We start from the raw sequence: 22,423 nt of genomic DNA, 5'->3' as shown, positions 1-22,423 counted from the left end.
CGCAGACGCTTCGGCGATCTCACTCAAGCTGGGGGCCGCAGTGGCCCGCCAGCTTTCGACTTGAACTACCCGGCGGTCCCGCCCGTCCACTGGCTGACAAGGGAGAGGAAGAGCGAGCCACCCATGTTCCGTTTCCTGCGGCTGGACAACGTGAGTTGGCGCACCATCGTCGTTCGCACGTTGAAAGAGTTCATGAGTGACGAACTCCCGACCTATGCATCGGCGCTGGCGTTCCAGGCATTCTTCTCGTTGTTCCCCTTCCTGCTGCTGCTCATCGCGCTGATCGGCTTCCTTCATTTGCCGGAGTTCTTCGAGTGGCTGCAAATTCAGGCGTCGCTGGTGCTGCCCGCAGATGCCATGGCTATGGTGCAACCCGTCATCGAACTGCTGCAGACGCAGAAACCGGGGCTCTTCTCCGTGGGGGCGGTGGTGGCGCTCTGGTCATCCTCCTCGGCCATCCGATTCAGCATGGACGCGATGAACCGCGCGTACTTCGTGGAGGAATCGCGTCCGGCATGGAAGCGCATTCCACTCTCGCTGGTTTACACCATCGGGGTTGCGATTTTCCTCCTGACGGCCGCGGCGTTGATGGTGACGGGCCCACAGGTGATCAACTGGCTGTCCGTGCAGTTGGGCATCGAGGCGGTGATGGTCGTCCTCTGGGAGTGGCTGCGCATTCCCGTTGCGGTACTGCTGCTGATGATGGTGGTGGCCGCGCTGTATTACCTGCTGCCGGATGTGAAGCAAGAGTTCCGATTCATCACGCCGGGATCGGTGTTGTCCGTGCTGGTCTGGCTGCTGGCATCGCTGGGTTTCAGCTACTACGCGAAGAACTACGCCACCTACAACGCCATGTACGGCAGCATCGGCGCGATCATCATCCTGCTGCTTTATCTCTACATCTCGTCGGCGGTGCTGTTGCTGGGCGCCGAGCTCAATGCGGTGATCGAACACTTGTCGCGAGAGGGCAAGGAGCCAGGGGAGCGCAGCCCGGACGAGGAACACTCGCCCCAGTAGGTTGGGGAGAGGAACGAAACCCAACAGGCGGAGTGCCAGTCTGCACGTGGGCTCCGGGCCTCAGCCTTCCTCGCTGTCCATCAGCAGGTTTTCAATGGCCTCACGGTATTCGCCAGGGTTTTCCCAGAGTCCGCGCTGCTGAGCTTCCACCAGGCGTTCGGCGATGTCGCGCAGGGCTTCGGGGTTGTGTTGGCGGATGAACTCGCGGGTGTCGTCGTCCAGCAGGTAGGCATCGGCCAGTAGCTGGTACTGGTGGTCGTCCACCAGTTCGCTGGTGGCGTCGAAGGCGAAGAGGTAGTCCACCGTCGCCGCCAGCTCGAAGGCGCCCTTGTAGCCGTGGCGCTTCATGCCCGCGATCCACTTCGGGTTGGCTGCGCGGGAGCGGACCACGCGGGCCAGTTCTTCCTTGAGGGAGCGGATGCGTGGCAGATCCGGCTGGCTGTGGTCGCCGTGGTAGCTGGCGACCTTCTCGCCGCGCAGGGTTTCGGCGGCGGCGAGCATGCCGCCCTGGAACTGGTAGTAGTCGTTGGAATCGAGGATGTCGTGCTCGCGGTTGTCCTGGTTCTGCAGCACGGCTTGCAGGCCTTGCAGTCGTTGGGCGAAGCGTTCCCGCGCTGGCGTACCGGCATCCTGGGCGCCGTAGGCGTAGGCGCCCCAGTTGAGGTAGACCTCGGCCAGTTCGGCGCGGTCCTGCCACTGGCGTTCCTCGATGGCGCCTTGCACCCCAGCGCCGTAGGCGCCGGGCTGGGCACCGAACACCCGCCAGCCGGCTTGCAGGCGAGCGTTTTCGAGGCTGATGCCTTCGGTCGTGAGACGCGCGCTTTCCTGTTTCACCCGGGCGGCGAGGGGGTTCATGTCCTCAGGTTCGTCCAGCTCAGCCACCGCCTGCACTGCGGCGTCGAACAGACGAATGAGGTTGGCGAAGGCATCGCGGAAAAAACCGGACACACGCAGCGTCACATCCACCCGTGGGCGGTCGAGGAGGGACAGCGGCAGGATTTCGAAGTCTTCCACGCGCTGGCTACCGGCCTGCCAAACCGGGCGCACGCCCATCAATGCCAGGGCCTGGGCAATGTCGTCGCCGCCGGTGCGCATGGTGGCGGTGCCCCAGACGGAAATGCCGAGCTGGCGCAGGTAGTCGCCGTGGTCCTGCAGATGGCGTTCCAGCAGCAGGTTGGCGGACTGGAAGCCCAGGCGCCAGGCCGTGGGTGTGGGCAGGTTGCGTACGTCCACGGTGAAGAAGTTACGTCCCGTGGGCAGCACGTCGAGACGTCCGCGACTGGGTGCGCCGCTGGGGCCGGGCGGAACGAAACGGCCTTCCAGGGCAGACAGCACACCGCCGATCTCGGCACTGCCGCAGGCATCCAGGCTGGGGGCGATCACTGCGCGCAGGTTGTGGATAACCGCGTCGCTGGCGGGGCCGATGGAGCCGAAGTCCGTGGTTTCGATCAGGCCCAGCGCCAGCATTTCCAGGCGTTCACGGGTGTCGCCGTTGCTGCGCCAAGGCTCGTCGCTGACGGCCTCAAGCACCGCCGGACGCGGGCCATCCCAGGGCTCCGCGAAGTTGAGGTCGAGCGGGTCGCGGCCCAGTTGCAGGTCGCTGGCCAGGGCGCGTAGCAGGCTGGCGTTGGCGCCCTTGCCGTCGCCGCGCGGAATCCGCACCAGGGACAGCAGGGTGTCGTCGCGCAGGCGTCCGCTCGGGGATTCACCGAACACGTGGAGGCCGTCGCGAATCTGCGATTCCTTGAGGTCGCAGAGGTAGGCATCCAGTTGCGGAAGCCAGCTTTCCGGGTCGTCGTTGATGACCAGGTTCAGCTCGCGATCCAGGGCGGTGGCCTTCACCAATTCGAGGATGTCCCCACGCAGCTGCACGGCGCGGCGCGGGTCCAGCAGGGAGGCGTCGTAGTACTCGTCGGCCAGGCGCTCCAGGTCGCGCAGGGGTCCGTAGTTCTCGGCGCGGGTCAACGGCGGCATCAGGTGGTCGATGATCACCGCCTGCGCGCGGCGCTTGGCCTGCGCACCTTCGCCGGGGTCGTTGACGATGAAGGGGTAGATGTTCGGCAGCGGGCCCATTACCGCATCCGGCCAGCATTCGGCGGACAGGCCGACACCTTTGCCCGGCAGCCATTCCAGGTTGCCGTGTTTGCCGACGTGGATCAGTGCGTCGGCGGCAAACACCTCGCGCAACCAGAAGTAGAAGGCGAGGTAACCGTGGGGTGGTACCAGGTCGGCGTCGTGGTAAATGGCCGCGGGATCGAGCTGGTAACCGCGCGCCGGCTGGATGCCGACGAAGGCGAGGCCGAAGCGCAGACCGGCGACCATCATGCGGCCGCTGCGGAACATTGGGTCCTGCTGCGGCTCACCCCAGCGTTCGCGCACGGCACGCTGATTGGCTTCGGGCAACCGGGCGAAGCAGTCGAGGTAGTCGGAGAGGGCCAGGCTCTGGGCGCAGGGACGCAGGTCGAGGCTGTCCAGATCGTTGCTGACGCCGCCAAGCAGGCTGTGGATAAGCGCGGTACCGGTCTCCGGCAGTCCGGCGAGCGGATAGCCTTCGGCCTCCAGCGCGCGAAGGATGTTGAGCGCAGCGGCGGGGGTATCCAGACCTACGCCGTTGCCGATGCGGCCATCGCGAGTGGGATAGTTGGCGAGGATCAGCGCCACGCGCTTGTCGGCATTGGCCTTGTGCGAAAGCGCGCACCAGCGTCGACCCAGTTCGGCGACGAAGTCCATGCGCTCGGTATGCGGCAGGTAGCAGACCACGTCGCTCTGGCTGCGCTCGCTGCGCCAGGCCATGCCCTTGAAGCTGATGGGCCGGGTGATGATGCGGCCGTCCAGTTCCGGCAGGGCGATGTGCATGGCCAGGTCGCGCGGGCCGAGGCCTTGCGGGTTTTCCCGCCAGAGCGGTTCGTTGTCCAGTGAGCAGATGGCCTGCAGCACCGGAATGTCACGGCGGAAGGGGCGCAGGCTGGGGGCGTCCGGGTTGGACTGGGCGAACCCCGTGGTGTTGATGATCAGTCCGGCACCTGCGACGTCCAGCCAGTTTTCCACGGCCTCCAGGCACTCGGCCTCTTTGAGGCTGGCGACAGCGATGGGCAGGGGATTCAGGCCCTGGGCGGCCAGGCGCTCGCAGAAAGCGTCGATAAAGGCGGTATTCGCCGCTTGCAGGTGGGTGCGGTAGAAGAGCAGGGCGGCCACCGGCCGGTCGGCTTGCCATTCGGCCTGCCAATCCGCCAATTGCGCCGGGCGAATGCGTGGGTGGTAGAGGGCAGCGCGCGGGAGGACCCTTGGTTCGGTCCAGGGGTAATCCCGCCCCAGCCAACTGCTGGCCACGCAACCGAACAGCTGGCGCGCATTGTCCAGTCCGCCTTGGCGCAGGTACTGCCAAAGACGTTCGGCATCTTCGGCCGAAACCGTGCACAGGCTGGCCAGCTCCGGATCGGGACGGTCGTCGCCGGGCACCAGGATCAGCTTCGCGCCGCGCTCGGCCAGTGCCACCAGCTGCTCGATGCCGTAGCGCCAATAACCCACACCGCCATGCACCGAGATGAGGATGACCTTGGCGTGCTGCAGCACCTCGTCGACGTAGAGGTCCACCGAGGCGTGATTCTGCAGCTGCATGGGGTTGGCCAGGCGCAGGCTCGGGTAGTCCTCGGGCAATTCGCGGGCGGCTTCGGCCAGTAGCGCCAGATGCGAATCGCCGCTGCAGAGGATCACTAGTTCGGCGGGCGTCTGGGCCAGGTGGGCGATGCCGTCGTCGGGGACGAAGCCGCCGGGCTGGGTGCGGAGGAGGTGCATGGCTCTTACCCCCTCTCCCTTTGGGAGAGGGTTGGGGTGAGGGGAAGTCCCAGCGCGCGGAGGTTGCCCTCACCCCCGGCCCCTCTCCCGGAGGGAGAGGGGAGTTGAACGCGTTTCATGCCAGCTCCGTACGCAGTTCGTTGACGATCACCGCCTGGTCCAGCTCCTGACCGATCACCACCAGGCGGGTGCCACGGGGTTCGTCGGTCAGCCATTTACGGTCGAAGTGCTTGTCGAAGCGCTTGCCGACGCCCTGGACCAGCAGGCGCATGGGTTTGCCGGGGATGGCGGCGAAACCTTTGATTCGCAGGACGGCATGGCGCTCCACAAGCTGGCCGAGGGCGGCGATCAGCGCGGCTTCTTCGACTTCCGGAAGGTCGACATGGAAGGAGTCGAACTCGTCGTGGTCGTGGTCGTGGTCTTCATGACCTTCGTGGTCGTGGTGAGTGGGGCGGCTGTCGATGTGCAATTCGGCCTCGGCGTTCAGCCCCAACAGGACATCGAGCGGGATTTTGCCGGAGCTGGCTTCGACGATCTTCACTGCCGGCGGCAGTTCCTCGGCCACTTCGGCGCGTACTGCGGCGAGGGCTTCCGGGCTGAGCAGGTCGGCCTTGTTCAGCACCACCAGGTCGGCGCTGGCGAGCTGGTCTTCGAACAGCTCATGCAGGGGGGATTCGTGGTCGAGGTTCGGGTCCTGCTTGCGCTGCTCGTCTACCTGCTCGGGGTGCGCGGCGAAGGTGCCGGCGGCCACGGCTGGACTGTCGACCACGGTGATCACGGCGTCGACGGTGCAGGCATTGCGGATTTCCGGCCACTGGAAGGCCTGGACCAGCGGCTTGGGCAGCGCCAGGCCGGAGGTTTCGATGAGGATCTGGTCGAGGTCACCACGACGGGCCACCAGCTCACGCATCACCGGGAAGAATTCTTCCTGCACGGTGCAGCAGAGGCAGCCGTTGGCCAACTCGAAGACGCGGCCCACGGCCTCTTCCTCGGTGCATCCGATTGAGCACTGCTTGAGGATTTCGCCGTCGATGCCCAGCTCGCCGAACTCGTTGACGATCACCGCGATACGGCGACCTTCCGCGTTGTCCAGCATGTGGCGCAGGAGGGTGGTCTTACCGGCGCCGAGAAAGCCGGTAACGATGGTGACGGGGAGCTTGGCCAGGGTTTTCATGCGCGCCTCTGCGTGGTCGGTCGGCGGGCATGACGAACGCAGCGGGACTCGCCCCGCGCAACGAATTCGCCACCGGATCACCCCGCCCGGTTGTCTGAAATTTCGTCGAGGCAGGTCTCCTGGCTCACAGCCTGGCGCGGCGCGCCGTCTTTCCGCCTTCCCGCCCCGGGTGGGGCAGTGGCTGTGGATAAGACATCAGCTGTTCACAGTTGCGGGGGCAGCCGTGGCCTTGACCACGTTCCCTCTTAGCTCCGGCGCATCGACCGGAGAACCTCGAAAGGGCGAAGGCTACGCAGCAGGCGGGAGGCGGTCAATCGTGACAGTTGACGCTTGATCGGACTCGTGATGTCCTAGCACGGTTTTTTCAGGTGCCTCGCGTCGCCGTACGCGAGGTGAAACGGGAAGTCGGTGCGTCCTTTTTAGGACTAGTCCGACGCTGCCCCCGCAACGGTAAGCGATCGTAGGGTTAAGTACGCCACTGTGCCGACACGGCATGGGAAGGCATGCCCATCCTGCCCCTGGCAGGCGTCGCGAGCCCGGAGACCGGCCTGATCACGTTTTGGCAACCCGCGGTGGGCGGGCGCAAGCCGGAAATCTGGGTGCGCCTGCGCCCGCTTCCCTCGCGCGCGTTCCTCTGCCGGTATCGTTATCAATGCAGAGGGAACCTCCATGTCCAGCCGCACCCTGTCCCATTCCGCCGCTTCCTCCTCGACCCTGGCCCAGCGCCTCGTATTGGCTATTGGCACTATCCTGGTCGGCCTGTCCCTGGTGTATTTCGCCGGTTTCTCGCATGTCGAAGCCGTGCACAACGCCGCGCACGACACCCGCCACAGTGCCGCTTTCCCCTGCCATTGAGTGATTTCCGGATGATCAAGCGCATCGCCCAGACCGCCGGTTTCGCCGGCCTGATCGCCGCCCTGGTGCTGACCCTGCTGCAGAGCCTTTGGGTAACCCCGCTGATTCTCCAGGCGGAAACCTACGAAAGCGCCGAACCTGCCGCACAGGTGGAGCACGACCATGAGCATGGCGGCGTGGCTGTCGCGCACACCCATGAACACAGTGACGAGGCCTGGGCCCCGGAAGATGGCTGGCAGCGGACCCTGTCCACCGGTGGCAGCAACCTGGTGGTGGCCGTTGGCTTCGCTCTGATCCTCGCCGGGCTGTTCAGCTTGCGCGGCCCGAGCCGTTCCTGGCAGGGCCTGCTCTGGGGCCTGGGCGGTTTCGCCACCTTTGCCCTCGCACCGTCACTCGGCCTGCCACCGGAACTGCCCGGTACCGCAGCCGCCGACCTGGCGCACCGCCAGACCTGGTGGATCGGCACCGCTGCCTCCACTGCCGCGGGTCTCGCCCTGATCGCCTTTGGCCATCACTGGGCGCTGCGTGTGGTCGGCATCGTCGTTCTGGTGATTCCGCATGTAATTGGCGCGCCACAACCCGAAGTGCACTCCAGCCTGGCGCCGGAAGCGCTGGGGCACGAGTTCATCGTGGCTTCGCTGATCACCAATGCCGCGTTCTGGATGGTGCTCGGCTGGGCCGCAGCCTGGCTGTACCAGCGTCACTCCCAAGCATGACTGCCTGTAGGAGCGAGCTTGCTCGCGAAGGAACTCCCGGTTCGCGAGCAAGCTCGCTCCTACGATGATGCGTCCCATGAAACTGGTTGCCGGACTGGGTTGCCGACGTGGCTGCGCGGCGGATGAGTTGCGGGCCCTGTTGCTGCAATGCCTTGCCGAGGCCGACGTCTCGCTTGATGAGCTGGTTGCCCTGGCCAGCAACGAGGCGAAGACCGTGGAGCCGGGGCTGATCGCCCTGGCCGAGCAACTGAAATTGCCGCTGCACGGCGTTCCGTTGGATATTCTCGCCGCCTTTGAGTCTCGCCTGAGCCAGCCATCCGAGCAGGTTCGCGAGGCCGTCGGCAGCGCAGGAGTGGCCGAGGCCGCCGCGCTGGCCCAGGCAGAGGCCCTCTTCGGTACTCGCGCCACCCTGTTGATCGACAAACGTCGCAGCGCCAGCGCCACTTGCGCGCTGGCCTGTGTTCATCTGGAGGCCTAACGGTCATGACCGTCTACTTCATCGGCGCCGGCCCCGGCGATCCGGAACTCATCACGGTCAAGGGCCAGCGGCTGATCCGCACCTGTCCGGTGATTCTCTACGCGGGATCGCTGGTACCCGAAGCGGTGCTGGCGGGGCACAGCGCCGAGCTGGTGGTGAACACCGCCGAACTGCACCTGGATGAGATAGTCGCCCTGCTGACGCAAGCCCATGACAACGGCCAGGATGTGGCGCGTGTGCATTCCGGCGATCCTTCGTTGTACGGGGCCATTGGCGAGCAGATTCGTCACCTGCGTGAACGGAACATTCCCTACGAAGTGGTGCCGGGAGTGACCGCCACTGCCGCCTGCGCCGCACTGCTGGGGTGTGAGCTGACCCTGCCGGAGGTTTCCCAGACGCTGATTCTCACCCGCTACGCGAGCAAGACGCGGATGCCGGAGGGTGAAGAACTGGGCGACCTGGCGCGGCATCGCGCGACCATGGCCATCCATCTCGGCGTGAGCCAGTTGGCGAAGATCGTCGAAGAGCTACTGCCGCACTATGGCGCCGACTGCCCGATCGCAGTGATCCATCGCGCCAGTTGGCCGGATCAGGAGCAGGTCACCGGCACCCTGGGAGACATCCTGCCCAAGGTGGCGGCGCGGGATTTCCGTCGTACCGCGTTGATCCTGGTAGGGGAGGTGCTGGCTGCCGAAGGCTTCGCCGATTCGTCCCTGTACCGGGCAGACCACGTCCACCTCTACCGGCCGGGCAAGTCGCAACCGCCACGCGGCTAGTGACGTACGCCGGTGAAACCCGCAGAATGCGGCTCTTATGCGGCGGGTCTGCCCGCCTACTCCCTATAACCGGCTTTAAGCGACCTCTTTCTCTATGCGAATGCGCTTGATGCTGTTGGGTGGCGGCAATTCACTCGGACAGGCGCTGATTCGCCTGGGGGCCGAGGAAGACGTAGGTTTTCTCGCTCCGCGTCCGCCCGAACAGGGCTGGGATGCCGCCAGCCTGACCCAGTTGCTCGATGACACCCGGCCCGACGCCGTGATCAACCTCGCCTACTACTTCGACTGGTTCCAGGCCGACGAAGTCAGCGATGTGCGCCTGGCAGCCCAGGAGCGTGGCGTGGAGCGGCTTGCCGAACTCTGCCAGCATCACGGGATCATTCTGCTGCAGCCCTCCAGTTATCGGGTGTTCGACGGTTCCCGTGCCACTGCTTACAGCGAAAAGGACGAAACCGTTCCGCTCAGCGAACGTGGCCAGGCCATCTGGCGGATGGAGCAGAGCGTCCGTGCCGCCTGTCCCAAGCATGTGCTGCTGCGCTTTGGCTGGTTGCTCGACGACAGCCGCGATGGCTCGCTGGGACGCTTCCTCAGTCGCGCTGAACAAGCCGACGAGATTTGCCTGGCTGACGATCGTCGCGGCAACCCGACGCCGGTGGACGACGCCGCACGTGTGTTGCTGGCCGTGATCAAACAGTTGGATTGCCAGGCGCCGCTCTGGGGCACCTATCACTACGGCGGTCACGAGGCCACCACGCCGCTGGCGCTGGGACAAGCACTGCTCAGCGAGGCTCGTAGCCTGCATCAGTTGAAGGTGCAGGACATCACTCCGCAGGCCCACGCCGCTCGCCCGGACGCAGTGGATGAGCCGCAGAACGCGGTGCTGGCCTGCAAGAAAATCCTTCATACCTTCGGCATCAAGCCGCGCGCCTGGCGTGCTGCCCTGCCGACTCTGCTGGATCGCTACTACCGTCATGGCTGATTCTCCCATCCTCATCACAGGCGGCGCCGGCTTCATCGGCTCCCATCTCACAGACGTGCTGCTCGCCCGTGGCCATGCCGTGCGCGTGCTGGACAATCTGTCCACCGGCAAGCGTGCCAACCTGCCGTTGGACAACCCGCGTCTGGAGCTGATCGAAGGTGATGTGGCCGACGCTGCGCTGGTGATGCGGGCGATGGCCGGGTGCAAGGCGGTTGCCCACTTGGCGGCGGTCGCTTCCGTCCAGGCCTCGGTGGATGACCCGGTGGCGACGCACCAGAGCAATCTGATTGGCACCCTGAATGTCTGCGAAGCCATGCGGGCAGAGGGTGTGAAGCGGGTGATCTTCGCGTCCAGTGCGGCGGTCTATGGCCAGAACGGCGAAGGCACAGCCATCGATGAAGACACGCCGAAAGCACCGCTGACGCCTTATGCGGCAGACAAGCTGGCTAGCGAGCATTACCTGGACTTCTACCGCCGCCAGCATGGTCTGGAGCCGGCGGTGTTTCGCTTCTTCAACATCTTCGGTCCTCGCCAGGACCCGTCTTCGCCCTACTCGGGCGTGATCAGCATCTTCATTGAGCGCGCCATGGCCGGCCTGCCGATCACCGTGTTCGGTGACGGCGAGCAGACCCGTGACTTCGTCTATGTCGGCGACCTGGTGCAGGTGCTGGTGCAGGCGCTGGAAGCTGAGTGGCTCGAGGTCGGCCCGGTGAACGTGGGCCTGAACCGGGCGACCAGTCTCAAGGAGTTGCTCGCCGCCATCGGCGAAGTGCTGGGCGATCTGCCTCCGGTGACCTATGCCGAAGCTCGAGCTGGGGATATCCGCCATTCCCGGGCCAGCAATGCCCGCCTGCTGCTGCGCTACGACTTCCCGAAGCACACCCCGCTCAAGCAGGGCGTGGCACGCCTGTTGGGACGCTGAGCCCCGACCGCCTGTTTACCCAATCCCGTAGGGCACCTGATGTACACCTGCGGGGTTGATCCGGGCTTTGACTCCCCGTCGAACCCTGTCCCCCCCAAAGCTACAGGCACAAAAAAAGGCGCCCGAAGGCGCCTTTTGGCGGGAGTGTTCCCCCAGGATTATCCCGCTCAGAACTTGTAGCCGACGCCCACCATGTAGACCCACGGATCTACGTCCACATCGACCTTGACCTTGCCCACGCCCGCCAGATCGGTCGTGGCCTTGGTGTCGATGTCCATGTACCAGACGGCGGCGTTCAGAAGGATGTGGTCGGTCAGCATGTAGTCCATGCCGACCTGTGCGGCCAGACCCCAGGAGTCGTCCAGGTCCAGGTTGCTGAAGCCCTGGGCTTTGCGCGAGCTGGTCAAATCCTCGTCGAAGAACAGGGTGTAGTTCAGGCCGGCGCCGACATAGGGCTGGAAGGCCGAGTTCGGGTCCATCGGGTAGTACTGCAGGCTCAGGGTCGGCGGCAGGTGCTTGATATCAGCCAGCTTGCCGTCCAGTGCGCCACCGAGGCCCTTCACACCGACTTCGTGCTGGAAGGGCGTGGCGGCCAGCAGTTCGAGGCCCACGTGGTCGGTCAGCATGTAAACGCCGGTCAGGCCCAGCTGGGTGTCGCTATCCAGGGTGGCCTTGGTGCCGCCCGCCTTGGTACCGGCAAGCGACAGGTTGGAACTGTCTTCGTTCGGGTCGACGGTGGCGGCGCCGGCGCGAATGATCACATCGCCGGCCTTGTGGGCCTGGGCCAGGGGCGATGCGATGGCAAGGGCGAGAAGGGAGGCGGTGAGAAGATGCTTGCGCATGAAAGGCTCCAGTCAGTTCTATATGTGTTGGGCTGGCGCCAGTGTCAGTAATTAGGAAGCTTTGTATCTTGATCCAGAGCAATGTCGCTGAACGCGCATACAAAAAAGGCCCGGTGAAAACCGGGCCTTGGCGTATTCAGGGTTCAGTTGGAAGGCGATTCGTAGGGATAGATCTTGCTCGCATCCATCTGGTAGCCCGCCTCGGCCAGGTCACTGCTGCTGGCCTTTACCTGTAGCGGTCCTTCGATCCAGAAGGGTTGGTAGAGGGCATCCATCAGTACGCCGAGTTCACTCTTCACGTGGACGATCTGGTTCGACGGCGGTGGTGGGACATGGATGCAGGCGCCGAAGTAGGGCACCAGGAGGAACTCGGTCACGCGGCCTTCTTCCGTCACGTCCAGCGGCACGATATAGCCCGGCAACTTCACGTCCTGGCCATCCAGCGCCTGGACCACCGGAGCCGCCGGCGACTGTTGTGTGGCCGCCGGGCCGGCTTCCGCCTGGAGCGCGTCCGACAGCTGCGACAGATCGTGGATAGGGGCCGGCGGCGCAGGTGGCGGCGCACCTTCCGGAATCATTTCGGCCCAGGTGAGTTCGCGTACCTCGCTGGCCCAGAGCGGGGAGGAAAGCGTCAACAGCAGGGCCAGCAGGATGCGCGTCATGGAAGTCTCACAGGCGAATGGACAGACCGTCGGCCAGCGACTGCCGATAGGCACGCCAGGCTGGCACTACGCCCATCAGCAGGGCGGCGGCCAGAATAGCGCCGAGCAGCGTCCACTCATAGGGGCTGGGCAGGGCCAGTGGCAGATAGAGGCCATAGTTGGCTTGCACGTAGCCTTGGCTGAGCGCAATCCCCAGATAGAGAAGGCCCAGCCCCAGCACAGCACCTGCCAGGGTCAGGGCGAAGGCTTCCAGCACCAGCAGGCTGCCGATATGCCAGGGCCGTGCGCCGACCGAGCGGAGAATGGCCATCTCCCGGCGACGCTCGTTGAGGCTGGTAAGGATGGCCGTGAGCATGCCGATCAGCCCGGTGAGCACGACGAACAATGACACCACGAAAAGCGCCTTCTCCGCCGTACCCATCAGGCTCCAGAGTTCCTGCAGGGCAACGCCCGGGAGAATCGCCAGCAAGGGTTCGCCCCGGTACTCGTTGATCTGCCGTTGCAAGGCGAAGGTGGCGATCTTGCTGTTGAGGCCGAGGAGGAAGGCCGTTATGGCCTTGGGCTGCAGGTCCATGGCGCGTGCCTGATCGGCGCTGACCTTGCCCGCGCCGCGGGCGGGCACACCGTTCTGCCAGTCGACGTGCAAGGCCTCCATGCCGGCCAGGGATATGTGCAGGGTGCGGTCCACAGGGGTGCCGGTGCGGGCGAGGATGCCGACCACCGAGAAGGGCTTGTCGTCGTGCTGCATCAGGCTGACGGTGCTGACGCCATGGGCCAGCACCAGCTTGTCCCCCAGCTTGTAGTGCAGGGCTTCGGCCACTTCGGCGCCGAGGACTACCTCGAACATATCGGCGAAGGGCTTACCCTCGGCCAATTGCAGGGGTTGGCCGCGGCCGTAGCGATAGTGCTCGAAGTAGGCAGCGTTGGTGCCCATCACGCGGTAGCCGCGATGGGAATCGCCGAGCGAAATCGGGATGGCCCACTTCACCCGCTTGTCCTGGCTGATCGCTTCGAAGCTGTCCCAGCGGATGTTGTTGGTGGCGTTGCCGATACGGAATACGGAATAGAGCAGCAGGTTCACGGAGCCGGAGCGGGCGCCGACGATCAGGTCGGTGCTGCTGATGGTGCTGGCGAAGCTGGTGCGGGCTTCGGTTCGAACGCGCTCGACCGCCAGCAGCAGGCAGACTGACAGGGCAATGGCAAAGACCGTTAGCAGCGCGGTGAAACGACGGTTGGCGAGGCTGGCCAGGGCCAGGCGCAGCAGATACATCTCAATCCTCCTCGATGCGCGCGGCGCGATTCAGTTCCGCCAGCGACAGGCTGCGGTCGAACAGCGGGGCCAGGCTCTGGTCATGGCTGACGAACAGCAGGCTGGAGCCGGCCTCACGGCATTCGGCGAACAGCAGTTGCAGGAAGGCCTCGCGGGCGTCGGCATCCAGGGCCGAGGTCGGTTCGTCGGCGATCACCAGTTCAGGCTGGCCAATCAGTGCGCGAGCGGCGGCTACCCGTTGTTGTTGGCCGATGGACAGTGCGTCGGCGCGGCGTTGCAGCAGTTCTTCCTTCAGGCCGAGATGGCGCAGGAGGGTCGCTGCCGCCGCATCGACGCTGCCGTGGCGCTGGCGTGCACGTTCGGCACGCAGGCGCGAGAAGCGGCAGGGAAGCTCGACGTTCTCCCGTACCGACAGGAAAGGCAGCAGGTTGAATTGCTGGAAGATGTAGCCGGTATGGTCCACGCGGAAGTGGTCGCGAGCGCTGGCCGACAGCGAGGCGAGGTCCTGGCCGAGCAGTCGGATGCTGCCACGGCCGGGCTTCTGTACGCCGCCGAGCAAGCCCAGCAAGGTGGTCTTGCCGCTGCCGCTGGGGCCTTTGAGGAAGAGGCTTTCACCGCGTTGCAGGCGGAATTCGGGGATATCCAGCAGTTCCGGATGGCCGGGCCAGGCAAAGCCCAGCCCCTGGAGGTCGATCAGTGTCTGGCTCATGGGATTCCAGCCGGGTTGCCCCGGCTGTGTCTGCGAAAGGTTAGAAGCTCAGGCTGGCGTTGCTGGCGCTGAGTTCCGCGCCTTGCTGGCCGTTGGGGCCGATCAGTTGTACCTGAATTTTCAAGGTGGCGGGGAAACGCTGGAACAGCCCTGCAAGATCCAGGGTTTTCAAGGCGCTGGGGTTTGCGCACTCGAATTGGTAATGGGCGTGGATTTCACTGTGATCGTGGTCATGACCTTCGGCATGTTCGTCATGGTGCTCGTCAGCGCCGAAGAGCGGACTCTCCAACTCCTGGGATGCGACCTTGCAGTCCGCCGTCCCGGGGAGGGCGAAGAGCGCCAGGGGCTTTTCCAGTTCTGCACGGACGGCCGCCACCTTGGCTTTGTCGGCATCGCTCCTGGCCTCGTGCTCGAAACCCACGAGGTTCATGCTCGGGCTTTCCAACTCCAGTTCCAGGGTCTTGCCGTCCAGTACGCCATTCAGCTGCGCCACTCCGTGTTCATGGACACCGAGACTGCCGTGTTCGTGATCATGGTCGTGCTCGTGGGCCTGGGCGACGGCCAGGGGCAGCAGGGCGAAGGGCAGGGCGAGCAGCAGGCGGCGCATGACGGGGCTCCGGGAGATGGCTAAATTTGCGTTACGTTATAACAAATGTAGGCAGCCCGCCAACACCATGGGAGCATTGCGCATTCGTTTCTGGAGGAGTGGGACATGCTGCGAATTCGCGGACAGATCGGCGACTGGCCGGTCGACCTGACGGTTGAAATGGATGCCGAGGACTGGGACCAGTTGGCCAGTCGCCTGACGCCCGAGATGGCGGCCCCGGCTCCGGCAGCGCCGAAGGCTCCGAGCGCGCCGCGCAGTGACACGATTTGGGAGACCGCCCAGCAGTTGTTGCGCGAGGCCGGGCAAATGGAAGGTCCTCGTCTGCTGGCGGAACTGGAAGGTCTGGCCGGTGGCATTGCAGCGGGCAAGCGCCTGCTGGTGCGTCTGCGCCACAGCGAGCAGGTGCATGTCGAAGTGCGGGAGGATGCGCCCCTTTATATCTGGAGGGGCTGAGCCGCTGTGGGAGCGATTTCAATCGCGAATGAATTCGCTCCCACAGGGCAGGGCCGGATCAGTAGATCGCGTTGTACAGCTTGCGGCGGTAGGTGGCGACCAGCGGATGGTCGTTGCCCAGCAAGTCGAACACTTGCAGCAAGGTCTTGTGGGGCAGGCCGCTCTCATAGCCACGGTTGCGTACGAACAGCTTGAGCAGGCTGTCCAGCGCCGGCTCGTACTGCTGACGGGAGAGTTGCTGGATCGCCAGCTGATAAACCGCTTCGTCGTCGCCGGCGTCTTGTGCGAGCCGGGACTTCAGGTCGGCCACTTCCGGCAGGCTGGCGGCCTGGCGGAGGAAGGTCAACTGGGCACGGGCGCCAGCCAGGGCTTGCTTGTGTTCGTCGCTCTTGACCGCATTGAGCACCGTTTCCGCTTCGCCCAGTTCACCGCGTTCGGCCAGGCAGCGGGCATAGAGGATCAGGCCGGCAGCGTTGGTGTTGTCTTCGGTGAGCAGTTGCTTGAGCAGGTTCTCGGCTTCGCTGATACGGCCTTCGCTGAAGGCGGCCTGGGCAGCGTCCAGCAGGTTGCCCTGGGGCGTGGCGGGCATCTGTACATGGGGCTCGAGCATGGCGCGGATAGCCGACTCCGGCTGGGCGCCGGCAAAGCCGTCCACGGGTTGGCCGTCCTTGAACAGCACGACGGTGGGCAGGCTGCGGATGCCGAAGCGCATCACGATGTCCTGCTCGATATCGCAGTTCACCTTGGCCAGCAGCAGTTCGCCCTGGTAGGACTCGGTGATCTGCGCCAGCAGCGGCATCAACGCTTTGCAGGGCGCGCACCAGTCAGCCCAGAAATCCACCAGCACGGGCTTCTGGAAGGAGTTCTGGATCACCACCTGGTCGAAGTCGGCACCGGTGGTATCGAAGATGTAGGGAATGTCGCTCATCTGGGCACTCGAAGGCACGAAGGGATGGGCGAATCATACGGCTGGCGAAGGGGGATGAATATGCCTGCACGAGCTCGGAGCTTGCAGATGGCACGGCCTGCTTCAACTGTGGGGGCGAATTAATTCGCCAAGGGCTGCGAAGCAGACCCTGAAATCCGAGGGGCAGACCTTCGGCCTGCTTAGCGAATGAATTCGCCCCCACATCGCTTTGCGCCACCAGCGAAGCAGGCCATCACCGAATCGCGTGATACAGGCTCACATGACGAAACTCCGCCGGCTCTGCCAGGTCCGGCCAGGTGCAGGCGTCCAGCACGGCGAGGCGGGTATAGAGCGCGTGCTGGAAGTCGCGTACCCGCGAGTCGGCCACCAGGGCCTGGCGGCCGCGCGTGAGGAAGTGGTCGAGCAGCGGCAGGTTGGCGCGGTCGTAGAGCACATCGGCGACGATGATCAGGTCGAAGCGGTCTTCTTCCTGGAAAAAGTCCGCCGAATAGCTCAGCTCCACGCCGTTGAGTTCGGCATTGGCGCGGCAGGCCTCCAGTGCCAGTGGATCGAGGTCGCAGGCCACCACTTCGGCGGCACCGGCCTTGGCTGCGGCAATGGCGGCAACGCCTGAACCCGCGCCGAAGTCGAGCACGCGTTTGCCAGCGACCCACTCCGGCCTCTCGGCCAGCCAGCGAGCCAATGCCAGGCCACTGGCCCAGCAGAAGCACCAGTAGGGCGGCTCTTCGAGGATGCGCCGGGTCTCTTCGGGGCTGAAGGCGCGGTCCATGTTGTTGGCATCGATCAGCCATAGCTTGAGATCGGTGCCGGGCAGGGTTTCCGCGCTGAGGCTGGCGTCACCCAGCAATTGGACCAGTGCCTGCTGCAGTGCTGCCGGTGCGCTCATGGTGCCGGAACCATCTGCAACGGGCCGAGGACCTGGTTCTCAGGCTGCAGGATCAGGCGCGGTTGCAGCTTGAGGATCAGCTGCCCCGACTGGCTCGCGCGCCCACGCAGCTCCACGCGCTCGCCGCGGGGGAACGATTCCGGGTTGAACAGCAGGCGGAAGGGCAGTGGGCCGCCGTTGCCGTTCAGCAACAGGCTGCCGAGCAGGCGCTGCGGGCGGTCGCGGGAATCGATCGACATCAGCGCCAGTTCGACCTCGCTGCCGGAAGGTGGCGCATTCAGCACGCCGCTCAGCTCGCGCATATGGGCGGGCGTGGTTTCCACCTTGACCTGCGGTGCCGGGGTCGGCAGTTCCGGGGCGGGTTCTTCGCTGGCGCAAGCCGCGAGCAGCGCGGTGAGGAGCAGGGGGATGAGTGGGCGCATCTGGGCTTCCTGATACTGGTGCGCGGGGCTTATAGCGCAAAGCCGTCGGCTTGTCTTGCCCCCGGGATGCGCTACCATGGACCCCCTTTTCTGCAGATGCCCCTCGAACGCCATGCATTGTCCATTCTGCGGCGCCCACGACACCAAGGTCATCGATTCGCGGCTGGTCGCCGAGGGCGACCAGGTGCGCCGCCGCCGGGAATGCCTGGCCTGCGAAGAGCGCTTCACCACCTTCGAAACCGCCGAACTGGTCATGCCCCGGCTGATCAAGCAGGACGGCAGTCGCCAGCCCTTCGACGAGGACAAGTTGCGCGCCGGCATGCAGCGCGCACTGGAGAAGCGTCCAGTAAGCGTAGAGCGTCTGGAAGCAGCCATTGCCCATATCAAGCACAAGCTGCGCGCCACCGGCGAGCGCGAGGTGAAGTCGCGGGTGCTGGGTGAACTGGTGATGCTCGAACTGCAGAAGCTCGACGAAGTCGCCTACATCCGTTTCGCCTCGGTCTATCGCCGCTTCCAGGACCTCAACGAATTCCGCGAGGAAATCGAACGCCTGGCCCGCGAGCCGTCGAAAGACTGATGGCCGCCAGCGATCAGGCCTACATGGCCCGCGCCCTGGAGCTGGCGCGCAAGGGTATCTACTCCACCCATCCCAATCCCCGCGTCGGTTGCGTCATCGTGCGTGATGGCCAGGTCGTCGGCGAAGGCTGGCACGTGCGCGCTGGCGAACCCCATGCGGAAGTCCATGCCCTGCGCCGGGCCGGAGAGCTGGCGCGCGGCGCCACTGCCTACGTCACCCTCGAACCTTGCAGCCACCATGGCCGTACGCCGCCCTGCGCGGATGCTCTGGTGGCTGCAGGCGTCGGCCGAGTGGTCGCGGCCATGCAGGACCCCAATCCCCAGGTCGCCGGCCGTGGCCTGCAGCGCCTGGCAGATGCCGGCATCGCGGTGGAGAGCGGCGTTCTGGAGGTCGAGGCGCGTGCCCTGAATGCCGGCTTCATCAAACGCATGGAACAGGGCTTGCCCTTCGTCCGGGTCAAACTGGCCATGAGCCTCGATGGCCGCACGGCGATGGCCAGTGGCGAAAGCCAATGGATCACCGGCCCGGCGGCCCGCTCGGCGGTGCAGCGTCTGCGTGCTCGCGCTAGCGTTGTGCTGACCGGCGCTGACACCGTGCTTGTCGATGCCGCACGCCTGACCGTACGTGCCGACGAGTTGGGTCTCGATTCCGAACTCACTGCGCTGGCGGTCAGTCGCCCGCCGCTGCGGGTACTGGTGGACGGGCGCCTGCGAGTGCCGTTGTCGGCACCGTTCTTCCAGGCGGGCCCGACGCTGGTGGCCACCGCCAACACGGCTGCTCAGGATGCCTATCCGGGTCACGAGCTGCTGCCGTTGCCGGGGGCGGATGGTCGCGTCGACCTGCACAAGCTGTTGCAGGAGCTGGCCAGTCGTGGCGTCAACGAGGTCCTGGTGGAAGCCGGCCCGAGCCTCGCCGGGGCCTTTGCCCGTGCCGGCCTGGTGGATGAGTACCAGATTTTCATCGCCGCCAAGTTCCTGGGTTCCAGTGCCCGCCCGCTGCTCGACTGGCCGCTGGCACGGATGGCAGAGGCGCAGGAATTGAAGATCCTGGAGATGCGCGCCGTGGGCGACGACTGGCGCGTCATCGCGGTGCCTCGCTCTACTGCCTGATTTTCCCGCTGCCAACATGGCCGAACAGGCCGATGCAAGTTCGCCACGACTGTGATAAAACGCCTGCCAGCCAGCTCAACGCTGGCTGGAACGTTCTCAGGGCGGGGTGCAAGTCCCCACCGGCGGTAATTGCACTGCTTGTGCATAGCCCGCGAGCGCCTGCCTCTGGCAGGGTCAGCAGACCTGGTGAGATTCCGGGGCCGACGGTAACAGTCCGGATGAAGAGAGAACGGGATTGCCTGCCTGGGTCAGGGTACGTCCGTGCCTGCGCCTGCCAGATCCCATTCGATCCGATATGCCCTGTTTTTCACGAAACAGGAGTTACATCGATGTCACATGCAACAGCCCACATCCTTCCGGCGCCGGCGGCTTGCCTGCGCGCGGGCGAGGGGCGGGCGCCTATAATGCGTCTTTCGCCGGCTTCGGCCGGTTCGCTGCGAGCTCTGGAGGTCCCATGTTCACCGGCATAATCGAAGCCATCGGCACCATCCGCGCGATCACCCCCAAGGGTGGTGACGTTCGCGTCCTGGTGGAAACCGGCAAGCTGGATCTCGGTGACGTCAAACTGGGCGACAGCATTGCGGTCAATGGCGTCTGCCTCACCGCCGTGGAGCTGCCCGGCAACGGTTTCTGGGCCGACGTCAGCCGCGAAACCCTTGCGCGTACCGCCTTCGACGACCTCAAGCCCGGTAGCCCGGTCAACCTGGAAAAGGCCCTGACGCCCACCAGCCGCCTTGGCGGCCATCTGGTCAGCGGCCATGTCGACGGCATCGGCGAAGTCATCGCACGGGAAGACAATGCCCGCGCCGTGCAATTCAGGATCCGCTCACCGCGTGAACTGGCCAAATACATTGCCTTGAAAGGCTCGATCACCGTCGACGGCACCAGCCTGACGGTGAACTCGGTGAATGGTGCCGAGTTCGAGTTGACCATCGTCCCGCATACCCTGGCCGAGACCATCATGGTCGACTACCGCCCGGGCCGCCGCGTGAACCTCGAGGTCGACCTGCTGGCCCGCTACCTGGAGCGCCTGCTGCTGGGCGACAAGGCGGCCGAGCCCCAGTCCTCCGGCCTGACCGAAAGCTTCCTCGCCGAACACGGCTACCTCAAACACTGAATTCAGAAGGAGGGCCCATGGCTCTCAACAACATCGACGAACTGATCGAAGACATCCGCCAGGGCAAGATGGTCATCCTCATGGATGACGAGGATCGCGAGAACGAAGGCGACCTGATCATGGCCTCCGAATGCGTGCAGGCCGAGCACATCAACTTCATGGCCCGCTTCGCCCGCGGCCTGATCTGCATGCCGATGACCCGCGAGCGCTGCGAACTGCTGAAGCTGCCGCTGATGGCGCCGCGCAACGGTTCCGGCTTCGGCACCAAATTCACCGTCTCCATCGAGGCGGCTGAAGGCGTGACCACCGGCATTTCCGCTGCCGACCGCGCGCGCACCGTGCAGGTGGCTGCGGCCAAGGGTGCCAAGGCCGACGATATCGTCAGCCCCGGCCATATCTTCCCGCTGATGGCCCAACCGGGCGGCGTGCTGGCTCGTGCCGGCCACACCGAGGCGGCCTGCGACCTGGCGCGCATGGCCGGCTTCGAGGCCAGCGGCGTGATCTGCGAGATCATGAACGACGACGGCACCATGTCCCGTCGCCCCGAGCTTGAGGCCTTCGCCGCCGAGCACGGCATCAAGATCGGCACCATCGCCGACCTCATCCACTACCGCCTGATTCACGAGCGCACCGTCGAGCGCATCGCCGAGCAGCCGCTGGACAGCGAACTGGGCCACTTCAACCTGGTGACCTACCGCGATTCCGTGGAAGGCGACGTACACATGGCCCTGACCCTCGGCAAGATCTGCCCGGAAGAGCCAACCCTGGTGCGGGTGCACAACATGGACCCGCTGCGCGACCTGTTCATGGTCAACCAGGAAGGCCGCTGGAGCCTGCGCGCCGCCATGAGCGCGGTGGCCAAGGCCGGCAGTGGGGTGGTGCTGCTGCTGGGCAACCCGTTGACCGGTCCGCAGCTGCTGGCCCACCTGGAGCGCCAGCTGGGCACGGAAACCCGTGTCACCAACCCGACGACCTACAGCACCGTCGGTGCCGGATCGCAGATTCTTCGCGACCTCGGAGTGCGCAAGATGCGCCTGATGAGCTCGCCGATGAAGTTCAACGCGATATCCGGTTTCGACCTGGAAGTTGTAGAATACCTGCCCGCTGAATGATCCCGCAGGGCTCTGGCCGTCAAGGCCGGGGCCCTCGCTCTTTAATTGACGAGAACTCGCCCATGTCCCTGAAGACCATCGAAGGTACCTTCATCGCCCCCAAAGGCCGCTATGCCCTGGTGGTCGGCCGTTTCAACAGCTTCGTCGTGGAAAGCCTGGTGAGCGGCGCCGTAGACGCCCTGGTCCGCCACGGTGTCAGCGAAAGCGACATCACCCTCATCCGCGCTCCTGGCGCGTTTGAAATCCCGCTGGTAGCCCAGAAGGTCGCCCAGCAAGGCGAGTACTCCGCCATCATCGCCCTCGGCGCGGTCATTCGTGGCGGCACCCCGCACTTCGAATACGTTGCCGGCGAGTGCACCAAAGGCCTGGCCCAGGTTTCCATGGAGTTCGGCGTTCCGGTCGCCTTCGGCGTGCTGACCGTCGATTCCATCGAGCAGGCCATCGAGCGTTCCGGCACCAAGGCCGGCAACAAGGGTGCCGAAGCTGCCCTGTCCGCCCTGGAGATGGTGAGCCTGCTGGCTGCCCTGGAGGCCAAGTGAGCAACGCAGACGGTTCGGCGCCCAAGGCACCGAAAGGCAAGATCGCAGCCCGTCGCCAGGCCCGCAGCCTGGCGATGCAGGCGCTCTACTCCTGGCACATCGCCGGTCAGCCGCTCAACGAAATCGAGGCGCAGTTCCGCGTCGACAACGATTTCAGCAGCGTCGATGGCGCCTACTTCCACGAGATCCTCCACGGCGTGCCGCGCCAGAAGACCGAGATCGACGCGGCCTTCCTGCCTTGCCTGGACCGTGCCCTCGAAGAAGTGGACCCGGTAGAGCTGGCGATCCTGCGCCTGTCGACCTTCGAACTGATGAACCGCCAGGACGTGCCGTACCGTGTGGTCATCAACGAAGGCATCGAGCTGGCCAAAGTGTTTGGCGCCACCGACGGGCACAAGTTCGTCAACGGCGTGCTGGACAAGCTGGCACCGCGCCTGCGTGCTGCGGAAGTCCGCGGCGGCAAGCGCTGATTGCAGAT

24 protein-coding genes and 3 riboswitches are annotated in these 22,423 nt (G+C 65.1%); of the genes, 14 read left to right on the top strand and 10 right to left on the bottom strand.

Annotated features, from left to right (window positions below):
* The first annotated feature begins 123 nt into the window (after window positions 1-123).
* Window positions 124-1,017 carry a YihY/virulence factor BrkB family protein gene (locus E8E95_RS17765; protein ID WP_280352354.1) on the top strand — a complete coding sequence of 298 codons (894 nt, stop codon included), beginning with the start codon at window positions 124-126 and terminating at the stop codon, window positions 1,015-1,017.
* 60 nt (window positions 1,018-1,077) lie between these two features.
* On the opposite strand, the gene cobN is transcribed toward E8E95_RS17765, so the two are convergent.
* Both cobN and cobW read right to left on the bottom strand, forming a co-directional pair.
* On the bottom strand, window positions 1,078-4,812 hold the full coding sequence (gene cobN / locus E8E95_RS17760; protein ID WP_280352352.1) for a cobaltochelatase subunit CobN: 3,735 nt from the start codon (window positions 4,810-4,812) through the stop codon (window positions 1,078-1,080).
* Window positions 4,813-4,927: 115 nt separating this feature from the next.
* Entirely contained in the window at window positions 4,928-5,986 is a 1,059-nt protein-coding gene (gene cobW / locus E8E95_RS17755; protein WP_280352350.1) for a cobalamin biosynthesis protein CobW, read from the bottom strand.
* A gap of 91 nt (window positions 5,987-6,077) precedes the next feature.
* A riboswitch (cobalamin riboswitch) is annotated at window positions 6,078-6,277 on the bottom strand.
* Between the two features lie 58 nt (window positions 6,278-6,335).
* Window positions 6,336-6,553, top strand: a riboswitch (cobalamin riboswitch).
* 102 nt (window positions 6,554-6,655) lie between these two features.
* Here cobW and E8E95_RS17750 point away from each other — a divergent pair.
* The 6 genes from E8E95_RS17750 to E8E95_RS17725 all read left to right on the top strand — a co-directional run bounded on the left by E8E95_RS17750 (window position 6,656) and on the right by E8E95_RS17725 (window position 10,712).
* Window positions 6,656-6,841: a CbtB-domain containing protein gene (locus E8E95_RS17750; RefSeq protein WP_280352348.1), complete on the top strand. Its 186-nt coding sequence runs from the start codon at window positions 6,656-6,658 to the stop codon at window positions 6,839-6,841.
* Window positions 6,842-6,852: 11 nt separating this feature from the next.
* The gene (locus tag E8E95_RS17745; RefSeq protein ID WP_280352346.1) at window positions 6,853-7,557 is read left to right on the top strand and encodes a CbtA family protein; all 705 of its coding nucleotides are present in this window, start codon (window positions 6,853-6,855) and stop codon (window positions 7,555-7,557) included.
* Window positions 7,558-7,633: 76 nt separating this feature from the next.
* Window positions 7,634-8,035, top strand: a complete 402-nt coding sequence (locus E8E95_RS17740; protein ID WP_280352344.1) for a cobalamin biosynthesis protein — start codon at window positions 7,634-7,636, stop codon at window positions 8,033-8,035.
* A 5-nt stretch (window positions 8,036-8,040) separates the two neighbouring features.
* Window positions 8,041-8,811, top strand: a complete 771-nt coding sequence (gene cobM, locus E8E95_RS17735) for a precorrin-4 C(11)-methyltransferase (protein WP_280352343.1) — start codon at window positions 8,041-8,043, stop codon at window positions 8,809-8,811.
* A gap of 94 nt (window positions 8,812-8,905) precedes the next feature.
* A complete protein-coding gene (locus E8E95_RS17730; RefSeq protein ID WP_280352341.1) occupies window positions 8,906-9,790 on the top strand; it encodes a sugar nucleotide-binding protein in 885 nt (294 codons plus the stop codon).
* The gene (locus tag E8E95_RS17725) at window positions 9,783-10,712 is read left to right on the top strand and encodes an NAD-dependent epimerase/dehydratase family protein (RefSeq protein ID WP_280352339.1); all 930 of its coding nucleotides are present in this window, start codon (window positions 9,783-9,785) and stop codon (window positions 10,710-10,712) included. Before E8E95_RS17730 ends, E8E95_RS17725 begins: the two co-directional genes overlap by 8 nt.
* 167 nt (window positions 10,713-10,879) lie before the next feature.
* On the opposite strand, the gene E8E95_RS17720 is transcribed toward E8E95_RS17725, so the two are convergent.
* The 5 genes from E8E95_RS17720 to E8E95_RS17700 form a co-directional block, all read right to left on the bottom strand.
* Complete coding sequence (locus E8E95_RS17720) at window positions 10,880-11,554, bottom strand: OmpW family outer membrane protein (RefSeq protein WP_179061863.1); 675 nt, start codon at window positions 11,552-11,554, stop codon at window positions 10,880-10,882.
* A 143-nt stretch (window positions 11,555-11,697) separates the two neighbouring features.
* Window positions 11,698-12,216, bottom strand: coding sequence for a DUF3299 domain-containing protein (locus E8E95_RS17715; RefSeq protein WP_280352337.1), 519 nt, complete (start codon window positions 12,214-12,216; stop codon window positions 11,698-11,700).
* Between the two features lie 7 nt (window positions 12,217-12,223).
* The gene (locus E8E95_RS17710) at window positions 12,224-13,486 is read right to left on the bottom strand and encodes an ABC transporter permease (RefSeq protein ID WP_280352335.1); all 1,263 of its coding nucleotides are present in this window, start codon (window positions 13,484-13,486) and stop codon (window positions 12,224-12,226) included.
* Window position 13,487: 1 nt separating this feature from the next.
* Window positions 13,488-14,195 carry an ABC transporter ATP-binding protein gene (locus E8E95_RS17705; protein WP_280352333.1) on the bottom strand — a complete coding sequence of 236 codons (708 nt, stop codon included), beginning with the start codon at window positions 14,193-14,195 and terminating at the stop codon, window positions 13,488-13,490.
* Window positions 14,196-14,235: 40 nt separating this feature from the next.
* Window positions 14,236-14,802: a DUF2796 domain-containing protein gene (locus E8E95_RS17700; RefSeq protein ID WP_280352331.1), complete on the bottom strand. Its 567-nt coding sequence runs from the start codon at window positions 14,800-14,802 to the stop codon at window positions 14,236-14,238.
* Window positions 14,803-14,907: 105 nt separating this feature from the next.
* Here E8E95_RS17700 and E8E95_RS17695 point away from each other — a divergent pair, with 105 nt between their 5' ends.
* A complete protein-coding gene (locus E8E95_RS17695; RefSeq protein ID WP_280352329.1) occupies window positions 14,908-15,255 on the top strand; it encodes a hypothetical protein in 348 nt (115 codons plus the stop codon).
* Window positions 15,256-15,313: 58 nt separating this feature from the next.
* Here E8E95_RS17695 and trxA read toward each other — a convergent pair whose 3' ends face one another.
* The 3 genes from trxA to E8E95_RS17680 form a co-directional block, all read right to left on the bottom strand.
* Window positions 15,314-16,183: a thioredoxin gene (gene trxA / locus E8E95_RS17690; RefSeq protein ID WP_280352327.1), complete on the bottom strand. Its 870-nt coding sequence runs from the start codon at window positions 16,181-16,183 to the stop codon at window positions 15,314-15,316.
* A gap of 232 nt (window positions 16,184-16,415) precedes the next feature.
* Window positions 16,416-17,069 carry a 50S ribosomal protein L11 methyltransferase gene (locus tag E8E95_RS17685; RefSeq protein WP_179061856.1) on the bottom strand — a complete coding sequence of 218 codons (654 nt, stop codon included), beginning with the start codon at window positions 17,067-17,069 and terminating at the stop codon, window positions 16,416-16,418.
* The gene (locus E8E95_RS17680) at window positions 17,066-17,491 is read right to left on the bottom strand and encodes a YbaY family lipoprotein (protein WP_280352324.1); all 426 of its coding nucleotides are present in this window, start codon (window positions 17,489-17,491) and stop codon (window positions 17,066-17,068) included. The genes E8E95_RS17685 and E8E95_RS17680 overlap by 4 nt, the downstream gene beginning before the upstream one ends.
* 112 nt (window positions 17,492-17,603) lie before the next feature.
* On the opposite strand from E8E95_RS17680, the gene nrdR reads away from it, so the two are divergent.
* From nrdR to nusB, 6 genes are all read left to right on the top strand, one after another.
* Window positions 17,604-18,068 carry a transcriptional regulator NrdR gene (nrdR, locus tag E8E95_RS17675; protein ID WP_069082018.1) on the top strand — a complete coding sequence of 155 codons (465 nt, stop codon included), beginning with the start codon at window positions 17,604-17,606 and terminating at the stop codon, window positions 18,066-18,068.
* Complete coding sequence (gene ribD, locus E8E95_RS17670; RefSeq protein ID WP_280352320.1) at window positions 18,068-19,177, top strand: bifunctional diaminohydroxyphosphoribosylaminopyrimidine deaminase/5-amino-6-(5-phosphoribosylamino)uracil reductase RibD; 1,110 nt, start codon at window positions 18,068-18,070, stop codon at window positions 19,175-19,177. The genes nrdR and ribD overlap by 1 nt, the downstream gene beginning before the upstream one ends.
* A gap of 88 nt (window positions 19,178-19,265) precedes the next feature.
* A riboswitch (FMN riboswitch) is annotated at window positions 19,266-19,412 on the top strand.
* A gap of 219 nt (window positions 19,413-19,631) precedes the next feature.
* Window positions 19,632-20,294 carry a riboflavin synthase gene (locus E8E95_RS17665; protein WP_179061853.1) on the top strand — a complete coding sequence of 221 codons (663 nt, stop codon included), beginning with the start codon at window positions 19,632-19,634 and terminating at the stop codon, window positions 20,292-20,294.
* 17 nt (window positions 20,295-20,311) lie between these two features.
* The gene (gene ribBA / locus E8E95_RS17660) at window positions 20,312-21,406 is read left to right on the top strand and encodes a bifunctional 3,4-dihydroxy-2-butanone-4-phosphate synthase/GTP cyclohydrolase II (RefSeq protein ID WP_280352318.1); all 1,095 of its coding nucleotides are present in this window, start codon (window positions 20,312-20,314) and stop codon (window positions 21,404-21,406) included.
* Between the two features lie 62 nt (window positions 21,407-21,468).
* Entirely contained in the window at window positions 21,469-21,945 is a 477-nt protein-coding gene (ribE, locus tag E8E95_RS17655; protein WP_016490611.1) for a 6,7-dimethyl-8-ribityllumazine synthase, read from the top strand.
* Window positions 21,942-22,415, top strand: coding sequence for a transcription antitermination factor NusB (nusB, locus tag E8E95_RS17650; RefSeq protein WP_077522163.1), 474 nt, complete (start codon window positions 21,942-21,944; stop codon window positions 22,413-22,415). Before ribE ends, nusB begins: the two co-directional genes overlap by 4 nt.
* The last annotated feature ends 8 nt before the right edge of the window (window positions 22,416-22,423 follow it).

The sequence above is a fragment of the Pseudomonas sp. BN414 genome (genome assembly GCF_029871275.1).
GTDB classification, from domain to species: domain Bacteria; phylum Pseudomonadota; class Gammaproteobacteria; order Pseudomonadales; family Pseudomonadaceae; genus Metapseudomonas; species Metapseudomonas resinovorans_C.
This window is presented reverse-complemented; position numbering and strand designations above follow the sequence as displayed.